This window comes from Oceanobacillus manasiensis (assembly GCF_000724085.1).
GTDB classification, from domain to species: Bacteria; Bacillota; Bacilli; order Bacillales; family Amphibacillaceae; genus Oceanobacillus_B; species Oceanobacillus_B manasiensis.
The window spans coordinates 293,380-312,974 of record NZ_CCDL010000002.1 but is presented as its reverse complement, the minus strand read 5'-3'; the positions used below and the strand labels follow the sequence as shown (position 1 = coordinate 312,974).

General features: G+C 36.8%; 20 protein-coding genes and 5 tRNA genes. 5 read left to right on the top strand and 20 right to left on the bottom strand.

The annotated features are described in order from the left end of the window. Positions 1-106: 106 nt before the first annotated feature. Entirely contained in the window at positions 107-1,573 is a 1,467-nt protein-coding gene (locus tag BN985_RS10720; RefSeq protein WP_042223456.1) for a spore germination protein, read from the bottom strand. 130 nt (positions 1,574-1,703) lie between these two features. Between BN985_RS10720 and BN985_RS10715 the strand changes: the two genes are divergently transcribed. Continuing rightward, positions 1,704-2,570 carry a hypothetical protein gene (locus BN985_RS10715; protein ID WP_042223455.1) on the top strand — a complete coding sequence of 289 codons (867 nt, stop codon included), beginning with the start codon at positions 1,704-1,706 and terminating at the stop codon, positions 2,568-2,570. 105 nt (positions 2,571-2,675) lie between these two features. Here the strand turns inward: BN985_RS10715 and BN985_RS10710 are convergent, their stop codons facing one another. The 6 genes from BN985_RS10710 to rpmG all read right to left on the bottom strand — a co-directional run bounded on the left by BN985_RS10710 (position 2,676) and on the right by rpmG (position 7,230). After that, a complete protein-coding gene (locus BN985_RS10710; protein ID WP_084157556.1) occupies positions 2,676-3,887 on the bottom strand; it encodes an ISL3 family transposase in 1,212 nt (403 codons plus the stop codon). 128 nt (positions 3,888-4,015) lie between these two features. Further along, the gene (locus tag BN985_RS10705) at positions 4,016-4,510 is read right to left on the bottom strand and encodes a GNAT family N-acetyltransferase (RefSeq protein WP_042223453.1); all 495 of its coding nucleotides are present in this window, start codon (positions 4,508-4,510) and stop codon (positions 4,016-4,018) included. Between the two features lie 45 nt (positions 4,511-4,555). Then, positions 4,556-6,094 (bottom strand): rhomboid family protein, encoded by a 1,539-nt coding sequence (locus BN985_RS10700; protein ID WP_042223452.1) that lies wholly within the window; start codon positions 6,092-6,094, stop codon positions 4,556-4,558. A gap of 105 nt (positions 6,095-6,199) precedes the next feature. After that, the gene (locus BN985_RS10695; protein WP_042223451.1) at positions 6,200-6,394 is read right to left on the bottom strand and encodes a hypothetical protein; all 195 of its coding nucleotides are present in this window, start codon (positions 6,392-6,394) and stop codon (positions 6,200-6,202) included. A 76-nt stretch (positions 6,395-6,470) separates the two neighbouring features. Then, positions 6,471-7,013, bottom strand: coding sequence for a 5-formyltetrahydrofolate cyclo-ligase (locus tag BN985_RS10690; protein ID WP_042223450.1), 543 nt, complete (start codon positions 7,011-7,013; stop codon positions 6,471-6,473). A gap of 67 nt (positions 7,014-7,080) precedes the next feature. Next, positions 7,081-7,230 (bottom strand): 50S ribosomal protein L33, encoded by a 150-nt coding sequence (rpmG, locus tag BN985_RS10685; RefSeq protein WP_011066322.1) that lies wholly within the window; start codon positions 7,228-7,230, stop codon positions 7,081-7,083. A gap of 372 nt (positions 7,231-7,602) precedes the next feature. Between rpmG and BN985_RS10680 the strand changes: the two genes are divergently transcribed. Both BN985_RS10680 and BN985_RS10675 read left to right on the top strand, forming a co-directional pair. Then, on the top strand, positions 7,603-7,818 hold the full coding sequence (locus BN985_RS10680; RefSeq protein ID WP_042223449.1) for a hypothetical protein: 216 nt from the start codon (positions 7,603-7,605) through the stop codon (positions 7,816-7,818). 39 nt (positions 7,819-7,857) lie between these two features. Then, positions 7,858-8,433, top strand: coding sequence for an MltG/YceG/YrrL family protein (locus tag BN985_RS10675; protein WP_042223448.1), 576 nt, complete (start codon positions 7,858-7,860; stop codon positions 8,431-8,433). Between the two features lie 34 nt (positions 8,434-8,467). Here the strand turns inward: BN985_RS10675 and phoU are convergent, their stop codons facing one another. From phoU to BN985_RS10620, 11 genes are all read right to left on the bottom strand, one after another. Continuing rightward, positions 8,468-9,124 carry a phosphate signaling complex protein PhoU gene (gene phoU, locus BN985_RS10670; RefSeq protein WP_042223447.1) on the bottom strand — a complete coding sequence of 219 codons (657 nt, stop codon included), beginning with the start codon at positions 9,122-9,124 and terminating at the stop codon, positions 8,468-8,470. 124 nt (positions 9,125-9,248) lie between these two features. Then, positions 9,249-11,345, bottom strand: a complete 2,097-nt coding sequence (locus BN985_RS10665; protein ID WP_042223446.1) for a peptidoglycan D,D-transpeptidase FtsI family protein — start codon at positions 11,343-11,345, stop codon at positions 9,249-9,251. Positions 11,346-11,416: 71 nt separating this feature from the next. Continuing rightward, a complete protein-coding gene (locus BN985_RS10660) occupies positions 11,417-12,688 on the bottom strand; it encodes an MFS transporter (protein WP_042223445.1) in 1,272 nt (423 codons plus the stop codon). Between the two features lie 130 nt (positions 12,689-12,818). Next, positions 12,819-13,430, bottom strand: a complete 612-nt coding sequence (locus BN985_RS10655) for a superoxide dismutase (RefSeq protein ID WP_042223444.1) — start codon at positions 13,428-13,430, stop codon at positions 12,819-12,821. A gap of 239 nt (positions 13,431-13,669) precedes the next feature. Then, a tRNA-Phe gene (locus BN985_RS10650) sits at positions 13,670-13,745 on the bottom strand. A 408-nt stretch (positions 13,746-14,153) separates the two neighbouring features. Next, positions 14,154-14,246: transfer RNA gene (locus BN985_RS10645), tRNA-Ser, on the bottom strand. Positions 14,247-14,255: 9 nt separating this feature from the next. Continuing rightward, positions 14,256-14,332, bottom strand: a tRNA-Ile gene (locus tag BN985_RS10640). 17 nt (positions 14,333-14,349) lie between these two features. Continuing rightward, positions 14,350-14,425: transfer RNA gene (locus BN985_RS10635), tRNA-His, on the bottom strand. Between the two features lie 19 nt (positions 14,426-14,444). Further along, positions 14,445-14,521, bottom strand: a tRNA-Met gene (locus tag BN985_RS10630). Positions 14,522-14,845: 324 nt separating this feature from the next. After that, positions 14,846-16,474 (bottom strand): Na/Pi cotransporter family protein, encoded by a 1,629-nt coding sequence (locus BN985_RS10625; RefSeq protein WP_042223443.1) that lies wholly within the window; start codon positions 16,472-16,474, stop codon positions 14,846-14,848. Between the two features lie 232 nt (positions 16,475-16,706). Beyond that, the gene (locus tag BN985_RS10620; RefSeq protein ID WP_042223442.1) at positions 16,707-17,333 is read right to left on the bottom strand and encodes an NfeD family protein; all 627 of its coding nucleotides are present in this window, start codon (positions 17,331-17,333) and stop codon (positions 16,707-16,709) included. 71 nt (positions 17,334-17,404) lie between these two features. On the opposite strand from BN985_RS10620, the gene BN985_RS10615 reads away from it, so the two are divergent. Continuing rightward, the gene (locus BN985_RS10615) at positions 17,405-17,713 is read left to right on the top strand and encodes a hypothetical protein (protein ID WP_042223441.1); all 309 of its coding nucleotides are present in this window, start codon (positions 17,405-17,407) and stop codon (positions 17,711-17,713) included. A 96-nt stretch (positions 17,714-17,809) separates the two neighbouring features. Here BN985_RS10615 and BN985_RS10610 read toward each other — a convergent pair whose 3' ends face one another. Further along, on the bottom strand, positions 17,810-18,208 hold the full coding sequence (locus tag BN985_RS10610) for an MATE family efflux transporter (protein ID WP_042223440.1): 399 nt from the start codon (positions 18,206-18,208) through the stop codon (positions 17,810-17,812). Between the two features lie 162 nt (positions 18,209-18,370). Here BN985_RS10610 and BN985_RS10605 point away from each other — a divergent pair, with 162 nt between their 5' ends. Beyond that, complete coding sequence (locus tag BN985_RS10605) at positions 18,371-18,655, top strand: DUF2624 domain-containing protein (protein ID WP_042223439.1); 285 nt, start codon at positions 18,371-18,373, stop codon at positions 18,653-18,655. Positions 18,656-18,695: 40 nt separating this feature from the next. On the opposite strand, the gene BN985_RS10600 is transcribed toward BN985_RS10605, so the two are convergent. Next, complete coding sequence (locus BN985_RS10600; protein WP_042223438.1) at positions 18,696-19,589, bottom strand: deoxyribonuclease IV; 894 nt, start codon at positions 19,587-19,589, stop codon at positions 18,696-18,698. Between the last annotated feature and the right edge of the window lie 6 nt (positions 19,590-19,595).

Sequence of the window (19,595 nt, the reverse complement as noted above, 5' to 3'; positions counted from 1 at the left end):
ATCACCAAATTTAATTATACCAAACTTCTTTTGTAATAGGAATTAGAATAATAATGGATTATGTAGTTTAATAATCATTGTTCCTATTAAAAAAAGCAGGACCCTGTTAGCGATCGGGGTCCTGCGGATTTAAAAAGACTGGTCTTCTGTTTTTCAATGGAATTGGAGCTCGTACGAAAATATCCCGAAATGGTCGGTGTGAAAATGGTAAAAAAGGCCAGAAGTAAGGTATATGAAAGGACTGCATTCTGGCAAGATAAAGTATCCATAACGTAATCCCAGTTACATAGCCCATCACGCCAAATAACGAAGTACAAATTAACAAAAAGATACGGACCAGCCGATTTGCCAAACTCATTTCATAACTAGGTGTTGCATACGTCCCTATTGCAGCAACTGCTAAATACAATACCACCTCATTTGAGAACCATCCTACTTCTACAGAGATTTGTCCAATTAAGATGGCTGCCACTAAGCCTAAAGCAGTTGCTAAAGAAGAAGGCGTATGAATGGCAGCCATCCGTAAGACATCTATACCGATTTCCGCTATAATAAATTGAACTAATATAGGTATAACACCCATTTGGTTTGGTCCGATAAACTCTAGTCCCTTTGGTAGAAGTTCGGGATTCACGGAAAATAAATAGTAAAGTGGCAATATAAAAATGGAAGCAAATACAGCGATAAATCTTATCAAACGTAAATAGGCTCCAACCAAAGGTTTCTGTCTATACTCTTCAGCATGCTGCATATGATGCCAATACGTTGCCGGTGTAATCATAACACTAGGGGAGCCATCTATGATTAGCAATACATGCCCCTCATAAAGATGGGACGCTGCAGTATCGGGTCTTTCTGTGTACCGAACGGTCGGATATGGATTCCAGTAACGCCCACTAAGAAATTCTTCAATGGTTTTTTCTGCCATCGGTAGTCCATCCGTATCAATTTGATCTAATACTTCTTTCAAGTGGTTAACCCTTTTCATGTCCGCAATATCTTCAATATAACAAATACAAATGTCTGTTTTTGAACGGCGTCCAACTTGTGTATATTCCATTCTAAGTGTCCGATCGCGGACCCTTCTTCTGGTTAAAGCAGTATTGAATACAAGCGTTTCCACATAACCATCTCTGGACCCTCTAACCACCCTTTCCAAATCAGGCTCCGCGGGAGTTCTTGCTGGATATGTTCTTGCATCAATCATGATTACTTTGTTAATACCTTCTACGATTAATGCAGAAGGACCAGCTAATATTTGGTCTGTAGCAAGATTTAGATCATCTACCTGTTCAATTTCTACATAGGGAATATAAGTTTTTAGTAATTTGGCTAATGGGTCTGGTTCAATGTCTTCAGGCTCTAATTTTGCAAGTAACTTCATCAATAGGTGCAAAATATCGTCTTTAGCAAATCCATCAATTAGAAAAAGTGCCATCCGTCTACCGGCATACTCCAAATCCAATTTGATAATATCAAAGCTTTTGTCTACACCAAGTCGATCAGATAAATAGTCTACATTTTTATCATAGCTTGAGTACATAATTTTTTCTTTATTCTCTTTTTCTGACATATCTTCACCCAACTCTTTTTATTCATAACGGTAGTGTTACTAGTTGGGGTGTTTTCTATACATATAACATAACTTCTACTCCATTCTCATACAATGGAGTAGACAAGCTACTCTAGAGGGTGAATAATAGATGAATAAATGGGGATTACTTTCGATCATAATTGTTTCAATCAGTTCAGCGGCCATAATTTATATTGTAAACATGCATACAATGCCAGCGATCACTTATTTTCCTCTGGCAAATGACCAACAAATAGAAGAGGCTAAAACAGATATCTCATTGTTCTCAGAAAATGGAAATGATTCATATGAAATTATTTGGTCAGCAAATTCCAAGAGTGATACACCAACTTATCTAAGACAGGATACTTCTCTATTGTATGATAATGGAAGACTGCATGGTGTGCGTAGCAAATGGAAGCAAAATACGGACACCATTAACATAAAAGAAAGACTATTTCATGAAGATAGCAGCTTTTTCCAAGCGATCACTTTCCATCACGGTGAAATTCATAATCAAGACAAAACGATTAAAAGCATACAACAAATATCGTCTGATCGGTTATATGTTATTGACTCTCCTACTACTAGCTTAGAATCATTTAAAACACCTCAAAATAACTATGAGGTGGAATGGAAAAACCTATTAGACAAAACAACACGTCAACAATTAATATTTCATTGGAACCAGCTATTCACCCATTTTGACATTGATAGTTCTAACTATCTTTCAGTCCCTTTGACAAACCTATCTACCTATCAAACCAAGCCCTTACCCTCATTAACACAGCAAGAAACGGATAAGATAATGGGTCAACTGTGGGAAGGTCTATATAAAAATTATATAGTACCTGCTACAAAACAAACCAACAAACAACCCATCAGCTATATTCCAATAGTCCTCTTTAGTAAAGATCTCGACCATTTACTTGTGCTCTATGAGTTAAACGGTAACAAGAAGCAACTTATACAGAAATATAAACTCACGAAAAACTAAAAAAGTGCCCATGGCACTTTTTTTAGTTTCACTAATCTGCAAGCTTCGTTCATTATATTTCGGTTCTAAGTCAAATGTTGGGGTGAGCTAACGCTCACTCCTTCTTTATGCGACTCGCCCATTTATATTTTTATATTGGTGATGTAATAAGACTCTCAATCTAAACCGATCAAATCGACGATAACCAAAAGCGTTCCTTTTTATTACTTTCGTCTGGTTGTTAATACCCTCAACGTAGCCATTATGTAAGTTAAAGGCGAAACTATTCATAATTTCTTTTTGCCAGTTTTGGAAGGTTCCCACAACCTTCTTGAATTCTTCGATCCCAGATGCTTTCACTAAGTCGTAAAACTCATATAAACGCTCTTTTACTGCTGTTAAATTAGAAGGCCCTAGGGCCTTCGCTTCTTCAAACCAACACCGATATGCTTCCTTTAACTGATATGCATTTCGCAATGTATCCGACATTTTTAAGTATCGTTCCAGATACCAGCGTTGCTTATCTGTTAACGTTTCACTCTTCTTATTAAATACATGCTTCATTTGCTTACACTTTTTACGATCATAGTCGCTAAATTCTTTTTGTACTTTTCTTCTGACGCGCTCAAGTGCCCAATAAATATGACGACAAAAATGAAAACGGTCAGCTACTACAATTGGTTTTCCTAGTGCTTGGTCAACGGCTGCCTTGAATGAAGGGCTCATATCCATTACCACTACTTCAACTTTCTGTCCATGTTCTTTTAAATAGGCTTCTACTGTTTCTTTTTTTCTATCCGACAGGATCTCAAGGGGCTTCCGATTCACTGGATCCGCAATGATGGTTTGAAATTTTTCTCCAGCAGAATCTCCCTTATACTCATCAATAGCGATAACAGAAGGCAACTCCTTCGTCTCCTTCAAAAAGGTTGAACCCACTTCATCAAACCTACGCATTACAGTCGTCGAGGAAGTATTAAATCGAGAGGCAATAGCTCGAAAATTCTTCCCATGGATAAGTTCCATTGCAATAGCCTGTTTAAATTCTTTTGTCTGACGCTGATAGCGTTCTACTAACGAATTGTTCTCATAAAAGCGCTTTTCACAACCTAATTTCCTACATTTATAGCGACGCTTACGGTAAAGGATCAGTGTTTCTCTCACAAATAGTTTCGTATGCTGTATCTTTTGAATGCGGTAATCGTGAACCTTTTCTGTAAGGGTGCTGCACGCTGGACAACTATGGGGCTTGGCATCTAGTTCCACATGAAGCTGAAAAACTCCACCATTTTCAACTGTTTTTTTTATGCGAAAGTCTTCTAAATCTGGTAAAGACATGTTAAAATTCACTTACACGCAACTCCTTTTGTTTTTGTTTTGTGGTTAAAACAAGTCTAACAAAATTCGGAGTTTGCGTGTTTTTATTTGGTGAAATTTTCTCTGTACCCCAACAAATATTTTAGAGCCTATATTTCCTTATAATAGAAATTATTATCTTTGTAGTTACCAAAGGCGTCCTGAGAATAAGCTGGCACTTGCCCGAATAATATATACCCTTCTGATTGGTAAAGGATATTAGCTGAGGATCCCTTTGCTGTATCCAACAAAATAAGAGATCTCTTTTCTTGCTTGGCTGCTTGTTCAGCATGCTGTAGCAGTTTTCTAGCTACACCCTTCCTCCGAGTATCAGGATCTGTCATTAACTTAGCCATCTCAGCTCTGTGCTGTCCATTTTCTTTGTCTGCGAGGTGTAATTGTATTGTACCAACAACTTTACCATCAAGCAGACAAATAAATAAACGAACCTGCTCGGAAACAACATCCTTCCAATAATTGATTGCTATATTGTACTGCATCGGATGCAAGTAATTTAGTGCAGCCCCTTCAGCTACTACTTTTTGAAACAAAGTTGCCAGCTCTTCTTGATATGTAGCAATATCTTTTACTTCAACAATTTGCAACGATTTACCTCCTTTTGTTATTCCCTTCTCTTGCTAGACAAATAATTAAGGGATTTCCTGCATTAATTGGTTATGTAAGTTCGTAATATTTTCATCTTCTGGGTTAAGTTGATTGGCACGTTCAATTGCTTCTTTCGCCTTAACCATTTCCGATTTGTTTGTATATATTATTGCTAAGTTATAATGAGCTTCTGCAAGGCTACTGTTGTATTCAATTGTTTTCTCGAGATCTGTTTGTGCTTCTTCAATGCGATCCAGTTGGATATATGCGTATGACCTTTGGAAAAGTAGATTTGCCTTCAGCTCACCATCTTTTGTAAGTGCTTCTGTAGCAACTTCCACAACCTTCTGATACTTTTCTTCTTGTAAAAGCTGGTCTATATGCATTAAATGATATTCCTGGCTATTTTCATTATGTTGTAACCCATAAATGATGAGCCCACTAATGAGCAGAATATAGATAATTAATGCACTAAGTTGTGAGAAAACCCTTCTCTTACCTGGCAAATGGATGATAGCAGAAACAATAAACCCTGCAGTAAGCCCGCCTAAGTGCGCACTGTAATCAATTTGCGGTACAAGAAAACCAAATACGATATTGATAGCAAGAATGATTAGTACGCCTCGGCCCATTGTTTGGAAAAAGATTTTCTTATAAATAAGTCCAAAAAACAACAAAGCTCCAAATAAGCCAAACAATGCTCCTGAAGCTCCAGCTGATACATTAAAAGAGAAAGCGAAACTTGCAATTCCACCTCCAATACCAGCCAAGAAGTAAATAATTATAAATCTTATCGATCCGTAAATTCTTTCAACAGTAGAACCTAAATAATATACTGCCAGCATGTTCATCATCAGGTGTAGAACTCCAATATGTAAGAACATGGAGCTTATGATCCTCCACCATTCTCCTGCTATAATAGCCGGATTATATTTTGCCCCTGAAGCTATAAGATTGCGAATATCTTCACTGCCACCTCTGGATTCCAACCAGACAAATAAAAATAAATTAATAGCTAGCAATATATAGGTAAAGAAAGGTTTTCCATAAAAAAATACATCTTGGATTTCTTTTTTCTTTGCTGTTATCGAATCCTCTAATGCTTTCTTGATAGTTAAAACAGCTGTCTCCATCTCTTCATTGGTACTTTGCTCTAGAGGTTCCACTACATTAATTGAACGATATAATCGAGATTTTTCCTCACGACTATTTTCATCAGTTATATAGTAGACATGCATCTTTGTTGCGTTCTTCTCATTTAATTGCATAGGCTTTTTTAGAAATTCCCATTCATCAACGGGCGGGTGGGACGAAAAATAAACATTATGTATAGTAATAAATTTACCAGAAATAACTTTTTTTAAAGCTTTGCCATGTTGAAAGGCTACTGCAATATCATTTCGCAAATGATTTTTCCAGTCGAATCCCTTATGTACAAGTCTAATTACGTTAGAGTTTCGCTTTTTATTTTGTTCTAGCCAAATTTCCTCTTCCTTATTATTTATATACAACAACTCAAATTGATGCTTTGTTACAAGATGATATGCCATTTGATACATTGAATATTGTTCATTTACATACATGCTCTTCCCCCCCTGCTCTTACATCATACCAAACTTTTACCTCCATATCCTATAAAGGGGTTTAGCTAGCACACAAAAAGAAGCTGACTGAGCAGCTTCTTGATCTCACATTTCATTTGTTTGCTTTCCGAACAAACTTGGTAATATTTTTGACCGAATAGTAGGCATATTCATGGATAAAGTAACAGCAAGTCTTCGTAAGAAACTGATTGCTAACAATGTATTCATAATACGGTATCGCCACTTATACACAATGCCAATGATGCCTAAAATTGCTAATACTATTGTTGTTATTCGCAAACCTCTCACCCTCTTTTTGTAATGTGATCTTAGTTTGGGGAGGTCTTAGAATATTTATACATGAAGTATATATCCTTTATGCAATGATAGTATGTTCCACAGGAATATCAAATAACTCTCTTGGTACCCTATCAACTAACTGTTTAGAATGGATAAGTGAAATCGTTGAATTGGAGAAATCGGCAAGATAACGATCATAATATCCCCCACCAAAACCGATCCGGTAACCTTGTTTGTCAAAAGTAAGGCCTGGTACTACTAATAGATTTATTTCTTCTTTTCCAACTGGTGATGTCAGATCAGGGTTCGGTTCGAGAAGATTATAGTAAACAACCTCTAATTGCTCGAATGAATCTAGCTTATAAAAGGTTAGAGTTTTAGCCTTTGGAGAACATTTAGGAACACATACAGTCTTTCCAGCTTCCCATGCCGCCTTAATAATGGGTTTTGTATCCCACTCTATAGCTTGGGAGATGGTTATACCTATAGTAGATGCTTGCTCCCAGAGGAAATGGGAGACAAACTGATGCTTTAGTGATTGTTCTGTTATGTATCTGTCTTCGTCACTTATATTTTTTAGGAATTCTATTGAACTAGCACGCAGTTCCGCTTTTATCAAAGCAATCAGCTCCTTCTATAGAAATAAAACCCCTGCCAAATATGACAGGAGTTCTGTTGGTTGTTAATTATTTAGTCTCGCGATGTAAAGTGTGTTTTTTAAGACGTGGACTATATTTCTTAAGCTCAATACGTTCAGGATTCGTACGTTTGTTTTTAGTCGAAATATAGTTACGATCACCTGTTTCAGTACAAGCTAGTGTAATGTTTACGCGCATATTTTTCCCTCCAAACTATAAGAAACTTGCTTATAGGCAGTTCTGCATTCATTTCAGACTTAATAATAATAGCAGAATTTCGTTAAACTATCAAGAAGCAACAAAAAATTTCTTTGAATAATTATATTTACGTTCTGAAGGAAGCTTTTTTTAAACAGAATGAGTGATGGCTCGGGTTTATATACAAAAGAAAATAGCTAATTGAAATTTTACCGCAGTGCTTGATTTATACGTAAACCATCCACGTTGGTTCCCTTTCGAAACCATATATTTACTATGGTCTAGTCACTGTTTATATGATATAACTAGTAATGTAGAATAAAAGCGAAATGACTCAAATTAAGCATTTGCTTAGAATAAGGAGGTTGAAAAATGTTATTCGCAGTCATTGCTATTCTTGTGGTTGCTATTGTGTTATTCGTTCTGTCTTTCTTCATGAATGACCGAATTGAAGAGTTGGAAACCCAACTTGAACAGTTCTCTATCTCAACAATGCAAGATACATATCAAATGAAGAAAAAAATTAAGATTTTGGAAGAGGAATTACTTACTGAAAACATTTCAGAAGACTTAACAAAAAGCAACTAATTTTAAAGGTAACAATCTGTATTTATAAAGGAGAAACCAATGAAACAAAGTGTACGCTCGTTTGCTATAGGGTTATTTACTGCTGGATTACTGTTACTAGGCGGAATCTTCTTTTTCGGTTCACCTGATAGCTCTGTGGAAGATTTAGCTGCTGAGGACCTTATTGACCTTGTAGAACAAAAAGGCTACTACGTCTTAAACAAAGAAGAATACATTGCAGCCTCTGTAGGGAGGGATGACAGTAAAACAGCCTCATCTGAGATTACCTCTGAAGAAGGTAACGAAGAAAATGGACAAGATCCATCCAATGAAGAAGATTCTTCTAACAATGAAGGAAAAGAAGAAGACGATACTGATGATTCTGATGTTGAAAGCTCCAGTGAAGAAGAAGAGGAAGAGGAAGAGGAAAATACTTCCTACACATTATCAATTAAAGAAGGAATGGCGTCTTCTGATATCAGTTCCGTTTTAGAGAAAAATAAGATTATTAAAGATGCTGGGAACTTTAACGAATACCTAATAGATAATGATTATCACCTTAAAGTGCAAATTGGGGAATATGAGCTTAAAACTGGTATGAGTCAATATGAAGTGGCAGAAGCAATAACAAAATAAACAGTATGGCAGGTGTAAACTGCCATACTGTTTTTTAATTTAAGTTATAATTTTCACCTTTAACAAGAAAAAGAATACTTTCCCCGATGTTTGTAATATGATCTGCATAGCGTTCTAAGTATCTTGCACAAAAAGCGACCTGCATCACATACTGAATTTTATCAGGGTTAGTAGCTGTTTCACCAAGCAATTCACTTATAATTAACTTATACAACCGATCCACTTTATCGTCCATCTCCGAAAGGCTACTTGCAAGTGTTACATCCTCTTCTTTAAAAGCCTTCAAAGCAGTGTGAAGCATTTCTATGGCGATTTCTTTCATTTTCTTAAGACCTTCGGGTAAAACTACCCCGTCTCCTTCGCCTAAATATGTGGTAGAAGTTGCAATGTTCTTAGCATTATCTGCCATACGTTCTAAATCTGTAACAATTCTTAATGCAATAATTAGCCTTCTCAAATCTGTTGCTACAGGCTGTTGTTTGGCGATAAGTAGAATTGTTTTATCATTAATATCAATTTCCAGCTTATCAATATTAAGATCTTGTTCAATTATTTGTTTTGCTTGCTCTGTGTCTTTATTAAATAATGCATTGATTGCATTTAATAATGCATTCTCCGTCAGATCCGCTAAACGGACAATATCATTATTAATTTCTTCTAATTCATGATGAAACAGACCACGAGTCGTCATGAAATCTCCCCCTTTTTGATCCAGCATATTCCTAGCCTAACAGGTAAATGTTAACCAACTATTTACCACATATTAATTTTTTGTAAACAAAAAAGCTCTCCCATTTAGGAGAGCTTTTTCATGCTTAGTTTTCTTCTTCATTTTCTTCTATTTCTTTTTCTACACGTTCTTCTTTCAGATCAAAATACGTATCGAGAATGCGAGAGCCAATCTCTTTATTAATACTATATTGGTTTTTTACTATTCCAGTTTTTGGTGCAATTACTGCAAAGGCAACTTCTGGATCATCGAACGGAGCGTAACCAACAAGTGAGAGATTTTCTACATCCGTTTTCACTCCATTTTCATATACTTCATCTTCTGCAGTTCCTGTCTTTCCAGCAGGGTTGTAATCTTTATCTCCAAAATGACTAGTTCCTGTACCTCTCTGTTCCTGAAATGCTTGTCGGAACCCTTCTTGCACACGGGCAATTAAATCCTGATCCATTTGAATACGATTTAATACCTTCGTATTTACACTTTTAGAGATTGAACCCAGTTTTTCATCGGATACTCCAGGTTCTCGAATTTCCTTTAAAAAATGGGGGCTAACTCGGTAACCGTCATTTGCAATTGTAGAAACGTATTGTGCCATTTGTAACGTAGTAAAAGTGTCATATTGGCCAATTGCAAAGTCCATTAAAAGGCCGGGATCCCTTGCACTTTTTCCAGAGTATCCTGTTGATTCAAATGGGTAATCAATACCTGTCTTTACACCCAATCCAAATTGTTGAAAGTAATTTCTCATTTGTTGCCATGCTGCCGTATCAAAAGCTGCTTTACTTTCATTTGGAAAAGGATACCTATTTTCCCCTCCCATTTTTAGGGCAATATAGAACATATAGACATTGGATGAGCGTCTCAAAGCTTCATAATCATTAACTGGGCCTAAATTCGAATAGGAACTTTTAGACGGCGTTCCTGCTATGTTGATAGTTCGATCATTAAATACTTGACCGGGAGTTATAACACCTGATTCATAACCAGCTAAAACAGTCGCTCCTTTAACAATGGAACCTGGACGATGAGCATCCTGCATTGCTTTATATTCAGAGTTATTATATTCGTCATTTTTTTCATCGTACGTTTGACCACTCATCGCTAAAATGTCACCAGTTTTGGGATTCATGACAACAGCAATAGCGTCTTTCAAATACCTATTTGCGTGCGGATGCTTACTTCTAGCAGCCTTTAATTCTTCACGAACAATTTTGTCAACCTCTTCCTGAAACTCCAAGTCAACAGTTAAAACAAGGTCTTTACCGCGTTGACCTTCTACAATTGTTTTAGTGTCAATGACCCGGCCAGACTTAGTGGTCGTATATTGAATTTGTTCTTTTCTGCCACGAAGTGACTCTTCATAATACTCTTCCAAACCGCTTTTGCCAACACGGTCATTCCTGCTATAACCTCTTGTCATATAATAAGCTTCACTATCGGCAGGGATACCTTGCTCCTGTGAAGTTATGGAGCCAAGCAGATTTTTGAATGTATATCCATATGGGTAGTCTCTATCCCAATCCGTCGTAGCATTTACCCCTGGTAATTCATCAAGGTGTTCAGCAACCTTGGCATATTCCTCTGCTGTAACATCCTCATTTTTTACAATTTGCGGTGTTAGAGAATAAGCTTTATCTAGCTCTTTTTTTATTGCAATAACTTCATATTCTTCCTTCGAAATACCTTTTAAGTCTTCTTCTGGAATACGTTCTAGCACGAGCTGATAAAACTCGGAATTACTAAGTTCCTTTTTTTCTTCAGGTGTGACCCGTTCCTCTGCATCTTCTTTTGTTTTTAGGTACACATACTCCTGCTTATTTCTATCTGTAATACCAGCAAGATCATCTTCACTATCCATTGAAATAAATGTAGCAAGCTTTTCGGCTACATCTAATTTTTCTTCAGCCTGTGTGCCTTTAGCTGGTGTATAAGTAATCGAGTAAAGTGGTTTATTATCGACAACCACCCTATGATTACTATCATATATTTTTCCTCGTGGCACAGGTATTTTTGTCGTATCTTGAATCGTTCGGTCAATTTCCTCCTGAAATGCTTCTCCATTAAGTATTTGTACAACGCCGAGTTGCAGAACCAGTACGGAGAACATAAGGAAAACGACAAAAAACAATATGTTAATCCGGAAAGGAAGCTGAGCTTTCTTCCTTCTCTTCTTATTACCCATTAATTCTCCCCCATAATAAAATAGTTGTCTATTTTAATTATACCACGTCTCGCTCTATATTCTAAGGGCTTCTATCGGTTTTTTTCATCCGTTAGCTGATCTTTTATTAAGACCTCTTTCTTCTGTTTTGTTCCAAGGTAAATGTTTTTAACAAAAAAGTAAATGAATAGGTGTCCACTCCCAAGAATAATAAGTAATATTGGGATCACCTTCTCTGCTGGAAAAAGTATAACTGCTGCCAAAAAAACTGCTATAGACGCAACTCGGCCTACATTAACAAATAGCTCCCGGACCACAATATATTCTACCCGCATCTCCTTCGCTTTCCATGCCTTGCCAATCACATCATACGTCATGGAAACGTATGGAACATTAATAATTGGGTAGGCAATACCAATGAATACTGCATAAATAATCAGCTGTGTATAGTTAATGTCAAACAAGATGATAAAAGTGGAAAAGTAAAGAATTAATCCACCAAGCAGAATTGCCTTTTTTCTAAGCTTACTTTTAATAAACTTTGTTGCAATGAAATAAAAAACAAAAGAGAGACCTGACAAAACTAGATTGAACATACCTAGTGAGAGTTCACTTTGCGTTATTAAAAAGACCCATATTGAGATTACAAAAGCAAATATCCCTTCACGCAAGCCTTGAAAAGTGTGAGCATACAAAATTCTTCTCCAATTTTTATTATGATGACGCTCTTGTAAAATTCTTTTAAAATAAAAACTGCCCTCTGCTCTTCGTCTATTTAGAAAAAAGCTACAAGCAACAGCAAGTATAAACAAAATAAAGGAAATGGAGAAAATGGCGGTATACCCAATATTTGCTTCCATACGAGCAATGATGATACCTGCAAGTATCGGTCCAATCATTCCACCGAATGACTGGAGGACACCTAAGAACCCATTAAAAAAATCACGGGTTTCCGGTTCCGTAATTTCAAAAGTCAGAACGTTAAAGGCAAGCCAATAAAAGCCATATCCGATCCCGAGCAAGCTTCCTAGTAAAAAGTTATATTTTGAGGCTTCTTCTCCTATAAGTAGAACACTCAGAAAGAAAATCGATAAAAAAATCACACCTAAACGTAGAACAACTACTCTATCCACTTTCTTAGCAAGTTTTCCAGCTAAGATAAATGTAGCAGGCTGGAACAGAAAGATGGCTAAATTATAGATAGCGATCGTAATATAATCACCCGATTGCTTCCATAAATATATGTTTACAAAAGTATTGGATAAGAAAATTCCTAATGAATATAATCCTCCAATAACTAATAAAAAAAGCAGATCTTTATTTATATTTAATTTTTCTTGGTAATACTGCATAACTTTTCGCATGAATCATACCCCTTCATGAATCCTTTATTAGTTTGGTCAAAAGGAATGGAGATATGCAGTTTGCCTTTATGAATATATAGAAAAGAGCGCAGGGCTTTACCCCCTGCGCTCTTTCAATTAAAAACGTTATTTACTTAGCTTCATTATAATTTTTTGTAACTTGATCCCAGTTTACTACGTTCCAGAATGCAGAAATATAATCCGGACGTTTGTTTTGATATTTCAAATAGTAAGCATGCTCCCAAACGTCAAGGCCTAATAAAGGAGTTTTCCCATCCATTAAAGGTGTATCTTGATTTGGTGTGCTTGTTACTTCAAGTTCTCCATTGTTCACAACTAGCCATGCCCAGCCGGAACCAAAGCGAGTTGTTGCAGCATTTGCAAACTCTTCCTTGAATTTATCAAAGCTTCCAAACTTACTGTTGATTTTTTCTGCAAGCTCCCCTGATGGTTCGCCACCACCGTTTGGTGATAATACGTTCCAGAATAGAGTATGATTGGCATGTCCGCCACCATTGTTGCGTACTGCAGTGCGAGCACTTTCTGGAACAGCTTCAAGGTTAGCTAGAAGATCTTCCAACGATTTGTTTTGAAGATCCGCATGTCCTTCCAATGCGCCGTTTAGCTTCGTTACATAAGTGTTATGATGCTTCGTGTGGTGAATGTTCATTGTTTCTTTGTCGATTGTTGGTTCTAAAGCATCGTATGCGTATGGTAGTTCTGGTAATTCAAATTTTGCCATAGTTAATGTTCCTCCTCTAATAAATAGTTTTATTAAAAGGAATGTATCCACCCTTTATGAAAAGAGTATCAAAGCCTCCATCTAGTTGCAACTAATATGCATGTATACCAGTTTTACCCATAACCAATATATTACTTGGCTCTGATGCCCACTATATATAATCACTAACTTGGTCTCTCGCAACTTGGCTATATCTGAAGACACAAAAAAACAGGCATCTGCCTGTACATTAGTTTAAATGGTGGCTCGGGACGGAATCGAACCGCCGACACAGGGATTTTCAGTCCCTTGCTCTACCGACTGAGCTACCGAGCCATTATGAATTAAATTATTCTATTGCTTCCTTCACTTTGTTGAAGCTTTGATGTTTCTTCTTCGAAGTACGTCTGCTCGTCGTGTTGCATGTTCATTCGGTGAAGTCGCACTCCTCGCAAGCCTACACATAGTAGTTTTTCGTTGAAGTGGCGGCTTGCTCTACCGACTGAGCTACCGAGCCATTATGAATTAAATTATTCTATTGCTTCCTTCACTTTGTTGAAGCTTTGATGTTTCTACTTCGAAGTACGTCTGCTCGTCGTGTTGCATGTTCATTCGGTGAAGTCGCACTCCTCGCAAGCCTACACATAGTAGTTTTTCGTTGAAGTGGCGGCTTGCTCTACCGACTGAGCTACCGAGCCATTATTACATATTTACTCTTCTTTATGTAGGATACAAAAATATGTATGGAGGAGGTAGAGGGATTCGAACCCCCGCGCGGTTTGACCCGCCTGTCGGTTTTCAAGACCGATCCCTTCAGCCAGACTTGGGTATACCTCCGAGTTTTTATGGTGGACCCTGCAGGACTCGAACCTGCGACCGATCGGTTATGAGCCGATAGCTCTAACCAACTGAGCTAAGGGTCCTTTGCTATAATTTTTTATGGGGCGACCGGTGGGGATTGAACCCACGAATGCCGGAGCCACAATCCGGTGCGTTAACCACTTCGCCACGACCGCCATAACTTTATAATATATTTGGTGGCGGCGGAGGGGATCGAACCCCCGACCTCACGGGTATGAACCGTACGCTCTCGCCAGCTGAGCTACACCGCCATGTTTTCAAATTCTTTGAAAGTAGTCACTATAGTAACCGTTCTATAAGCTGTTTTTGTTACGCATTGTTTCGGCGACAAGATATAATTTACCACGTTCGACAAAATCTGTCAATCACTTTTTTAAAATAAATTTAATCTTTTTTACAAACTATGTAGTATTTCCTCGGAAACGACAATATATAATATATCACTTAACCAACTCAATTTCAACAAGAAATTTAATTTCATTCTATTTAGACATTTCCATGTGGAATTTATTATTAATTAGAAAGTGCTACTAATGAAAAAGGAAGAGTCCATTAGACTCTCCCTCTGTTCATTATTAATCTTCTCCTAGCACTTCTTCTGCGATATTAACCGCATGATCCCCAATTCGTTCTAAGTTGCTTATAATATCAACAAATACAATACCAGCAGAACCACTGCATAACCCTTCATTCATACGTATAATATGTTTCTTTCTAAAGTTACGCTCCATTTTATCTATCTGATCTTCTTTTTGAACTACAGCTAAAGCTTCCTCTCGATCTGTTTTTTCGAGCGCAAAAATAGCTTGTTTCACCGTATCAATCGTTAGATCAAACATCTCGTTAAGGTCTTCATTAGCTTTATCAGTAAGATTTACTTTATTAGAGATTTTATAGTCAATTAATTCTATAATATTTTCAAAATGATCTCCAATTCGTTCAATATCACGTACAGAGTTCATAAGGGCAGTGTGCTTGATGCTCTCTAGCTCTGTTAAAGAGCCTGCAGAGATATTCACTAAATAATCGGTGATTTTACGGTCAAGATTATTTAATGCACCTTCTACCTGCATTGCCATCTCAGAGTTCTTTTGTGAATGGTTATTCAAATAAAGATTTGTTTCTTCTAAACCTTGGTAAGCATATTCCCCCATTCGGATAACCTCAGCCTTCGCTTGGTCTAAGGCCAATGTAGAGGACTGCTGAATAAAGATGGGGTCCAAGTGTTTTGGTTTGTATTCTACAACCGTATCTTCCCCAGGTATAATTCTTGTTACAAGCCACGCTAGCGCACCTATAAACGGAAACTGGACAATTGTATTCGTAATATTAAAGGTTCCATGGGCAAAAGCAATCGTCATTTCCGAATTCAAGTTAAATTGTCCTTGCAGATAAGTAATTATCTGGGTGAAAACTCCGAGAAAAACAATAAATATGGTTGCACCAACCAGATTAAAAATAACATGCGTGTATGCAGCACGCTTTGCTGCTACCGATGCACCAATAGACGCAAGAACTGCTGTTATCGTCGTGCCAAGGTTGTCCCCAAAAAGCACAGGTATAGCTGCTCTAAGTTCAATTGCACCTTCTGAGAATAGACCTTGAAGAATCCCAATGGTGGCACTCGAACTTTGGACAATTAATGTAAATACTGTACCAATCACAACACCAAGTATTGGACTATCACTCATATTAACAGTTAGCTGTTGAAATGATTCTAGGCTTCTTAGTGGTGACATGCCACTACTCATCAATTCAAGACCAAAAAATAATGCTCCAAAACCAAATACAGTTTGCCCAATTGCATTAACTAGTGTGTGTTTAAAGAAAAACAGTAAGAAACAACCGAGTGCTATAATTGGCAGAGCATATTCTCCTATGTCAATTCCAATAATAAACGCTGTAACGGTTGTCCCGATATTTGCTCCCATAATTACGCCAATTGCTTGCCTAAAAGTCATAAATCCTGCATTTACTAAACCAACTGTCAAAACAGTTGTACCTGAACTACTTTGAATCAAGATAGTTACAATAATTCCAGCTAAAACACCCATAAAAGGATTGCTTGTAAATTTATCAAGAATGTTTCTTAAACGATCTCCTGCTGATTTTTGCAGCCCTTCTCCCATATATTTAATACCAAGAAGAAAGATCCCTAACCCTCCGATAAATTCAAATAACAGTGTTTGCAGATCTAATTCCAATCCTTTTTACCACCCTTCACTCATGTAGAAATTTGTCGCATACTTAAACTATTATTAATAAATATAAATAGTTTGTAAAGGATTTGTTTGCAATCTTAACATTAAATTTACAAACCATATAACGTTTCCCTATTATTAAATTCCCTACTCCTATTGTTCTAATACAATCACAGGATAAATAAAAAATCTTTTACAAACCAATTGGTTTATAAAAGATTCCTTATTTGTTGTATTATTTTTTTTCTACTAAAATTTTCGTTCCATCGACCATTTCAACCTTGATTGGAGTATTTTTTGGTATCCATTGCCCGTTTGATACAGCGCTATAATCTTTATTATTGACTCGTATGGTCCCTACTGGCCTCAAATCAGTTAGGGTAATACCCTCCTGTTCTACAAGTAAGGAATATGTCTCATTAATCGAATTGTACCCTGCTTCTGTTGAAAGCTGATCCTTTAAGGTTAACTTATTCCACATTGCCCGTCGTTTAAATACCTTTAAAAATAAGAAAGATGCGCCACTACCTAATAATACGCCTAAAACAGCATATAGACCAGATGTCAAATTAGGGGCAGGTAATGCTACTGCTGTTAGCATAGCTGCAAGTCCAATTGTTGCAAGGGTGCCATCATTTAGTAATTTCCCATCAATAATGATAAGTAATAATCCTATAAAGTAAATAATAAGCATAAGAATAACAGAATCTGAATCAACATAAGCTCCAAAATAAACCGTTATAAATCCAATTCCTAATAATCCAAAAAAACCACGCATATTAACAAGTACTTCACCGATTAGAAATAACGTTCCAAACCCAGTAATGACAAGCGCAATCCATTCCCAATTTAATATTTCCAAGAGAAATCCTCCTCCCTACATCTAATAGTACGTTTGAAAAACTGTTTAGTTTCAAAATGGGGGTAATAAATATGTCTTTCTTTAAAAGATGGTCAGTATATATATTATGTTTATTCCTTATAGCTGCAGTCTATACGGATTTAACACAAGGAAGTTTGCCAACCATTCCTAATGATAACAGAATTAATTTAAATTATACTGCGAAACAAATAAAAGTACAGCATAGTGACACTGTTCTTTCGGTCATCGAGAAAATTAACTCTCCCATATCCCAACTAAATGTAGAAAATGTAATTACTGATTTTAAACTACTTAATCCGGACGTAGACCCTTTTCAAATTAAAATTGACCAATATTATTACTTTCCTGTTTATGAATGAATAAGCTTCTAATTAAACGTATAGAACCCCCATATGACACTTCCCTTTAATAATAAAAAAAGGGCTGAAAAGTTCAGCCCTTAGCCATATTTCTATTTAGATGAATGGCAGTATAAATAACGTTATGGCGATTGAAACAGCTCCAGCTGCAATCGCTATATTTCCAAGTGTGTCAGCACCTTTGCTTCTTGAAACAAAACCGAAAATTATCCCTGCCGCTCCCATAATAACTGGCCACATGAAAAATGAAATGGCCGATAGCGCAATTCCAATCCAGCCATAAGTGTAATTCACATCAGTTTCCATATCTGAATCTGCATTAGCATCTTCCATGAGGGAGGCATTATAATCATCTGCGGTTAACTCAGCAGCGTACTCTTCGTCTCTTGTGCTGTCCGGTTCAACTCCAACATAATCTTGGTTTTTACGGTTTTCACCATGATTAGGGGCTTGTTCAACTTGGTTCTTATCTTGATATGATTTAAACTCATCCATTGTTAGGAACCTCCTTTATATACTTGAGGTGCTGTCTTAGTCTATGGATAAATATCCGAAATACCTATGGTACATTCTGGTATCAGATAAATACTTTTCCAGTAACCACATTCCTTTTTAAGGCATATGTTACTAAATAGAACAATATAAAGGGGAAATGATATGTCATTTTTTATAAAACAAATGATAACTTCCAAGTTAAAACAGCTATCGCAGGAAGATTTATTGAAACACGCTAAACAATACGGATTTACAATTACAAACGAGGAAGCTAATTCCATTGCCAATTACTTAAAAACACATGACGTTGACCCATTTACGGAAAGAGGTCGTAACTTAATGCTTCAAGAATTGGCGAAAAGAACAGATATATCGACTGCCAGGAAAGCACACAAGCTTTTTAAAGAGCTGATTACATCCTATGGTATGGAACATTTATTTGAATAAAAAAATGCAGGAATATGCTAAATAGCATTCCTGCATTTTTTTAGTTTCCCATTATTTCTTCTTTTAAATTACTATTAAATTCACCGGATTTAATCATGTCAATCTCATGTTTATAAGGAGCATATTTATTATTTTTATCTTCTCCTACAAATGGTGTTTCTAGAATCTTTGGTAGTTCTTCTAATTGAGGGTGGTGTATGACTTTATGTAAAGCTGTAAAGCCAATATGACCGAAACCAATGTTTTCGTGTCTGTCTTTGTGTGCCCCTCTTTCATTTTTACTGTCATTAACATGGACAACCTTGATACGATCGACGCCAACAATCTTGTCGAATTCATTAAGTACATTGTCAAAATCATTAACAATATCGTAGCCTGCATCATGAATATGACAGGTGTCCATACATACGGACAGTTTTTCATTATGGGTCACACCATCGATGATTTTGGCAATTTCATCGAAGGTCCTTCCAATCTCAGACCCTTTACCTGCCATTGTTTCTAGCGCGATTTGTACATCTTTTTCTTTATCTAGTACTTCATTTAGTCCTTCGACAATTTTCTTTATAGCTTCTTCTGTTCCAGCACCGACATGGGCACCAGGATGTAGTACAATTTGTTTCGCACCAATTGCTGCTGTCCTGTCTATTTCATTGCTTAGGAAGTTTACACCAAGCTCGAATGTTTGTGGCTTTGTTGTATTCCCAATGTTAATGATATAAGGAGCATGCACCACGATATCTTGTATTCCATGTTGGTCCATAAAGTGGCGACCTGCTTCAATGTTTAGTTCTTCGATTGCCTTTCTTCTAGTGTTCTGCGGGGCCCCTGTATAAATCATAAACGTATTAGCTCCATAAGAAACGGCCTGTTCACCTGAACCTAACAGCATCTTTTTCCCACTCATTGAAACATGTGATCCAATCTTTAACAACTTAAG

Excerpts from the sequence above, each read along its gene's own strand:
- BN985_RS10720 (WP_042223456.1), bottom strand. The coding sequence starts at position 1,573 with ATGTCAGAAAAAGAGAATAAAGAAAAAATTATGTACTCAAGCTATGAT.
- BN985_RS10715 (WP_042223455.1), top strand. The coding sequence starts at position 1,704 with ATGAATAAATGGGGATTACTTTCGATCATAATTGTTTCAATCAGTTCA.
- BN985_RS10710 (WP_084157556.1), bottom strand. The coding sequence starts at position 3,887 with ATGTCTTTACCAGATTTAGAAGACTTTCGCATAAAAAAAACAGTTGAA.
- BN985_RS10700 (WP_042223452.1), bottom strand. The coding sequence starts at position 6,094 with ATGTATGTAAATGAACAATATTCAATGTATCAAATGGCATATCATCTT.
- rpmG (WP_011066322.1), bottom strand. The coding sequence starts at position 7,230 with ATGCGCGTAAACATTACACTAGCTTGTACTGAAACAGGTGATCGTAAC.
- BN985_RS10680 (WP_042223449.1), top strand. The coding sequence starts at position 7,603 with ATGTTATTCGCAGTCATTGCTATTCTTGTGGTTGCTATTGTGTTATTC.
- BN985_RS10675 (WP_042223448.1), top strand. The coding sequence starts at position 7,858 with ATGAAACAAAGTGTACGCTCGTTTGCTATAGGGTTATTTACTGCTGGA.
- phoU (WP_042223447.1), bottom strand. The coding sequence starts at position 9,124 with ATGACGACTCGTGGTCTGTTTCATCATGAATTAGAAGAAATTAATAAT.
- BN985_RS10665 (WP_042223446.1), bottom strand. The coding sequence starts at position 11,345 with ATGGGTAATAAGAAGAGAAGGAAGAAAGCTCAGCTTCCTTTCCGGATT.
- BN985_RS10660 (WP_042223445.1), bottom strand. The coding sequence starts at position 12,688 with ATGCGAAAAGTTATGCAGTATTACCAAGAAAAATTAAATATAAATAAA.
- BN985_RS10655 (WP_042223444.1), bottom strand. The coding sequence starts at position 13,430 with ATGGCAAAATTTGAATTACCAGAACTACCATACGCATACGATGCTTTA.
- BN985_RS10615 (WP_042223441.1), top strand. The coding sequence starts at position 17,405 with ATGTCTTTCTTTAAAAGATGGTCAGTATATATATTATGTTTATTCCTT.
- BN985_RS10610 (WP_042223440.1), bottom strand. The coding sequence starts at position 18,208 with ATGGATGAGTTTAAATCATATCAAGATAAGAACCAAGTTGAACAAGCC.
- BN985_RS10605 (WP_042223439.1), top strand. The coding sequence starts at position 18,371 with ATGTCATTTTTTATAAAACAAATGATAACTTCCAAGTTAAAACAGCTA.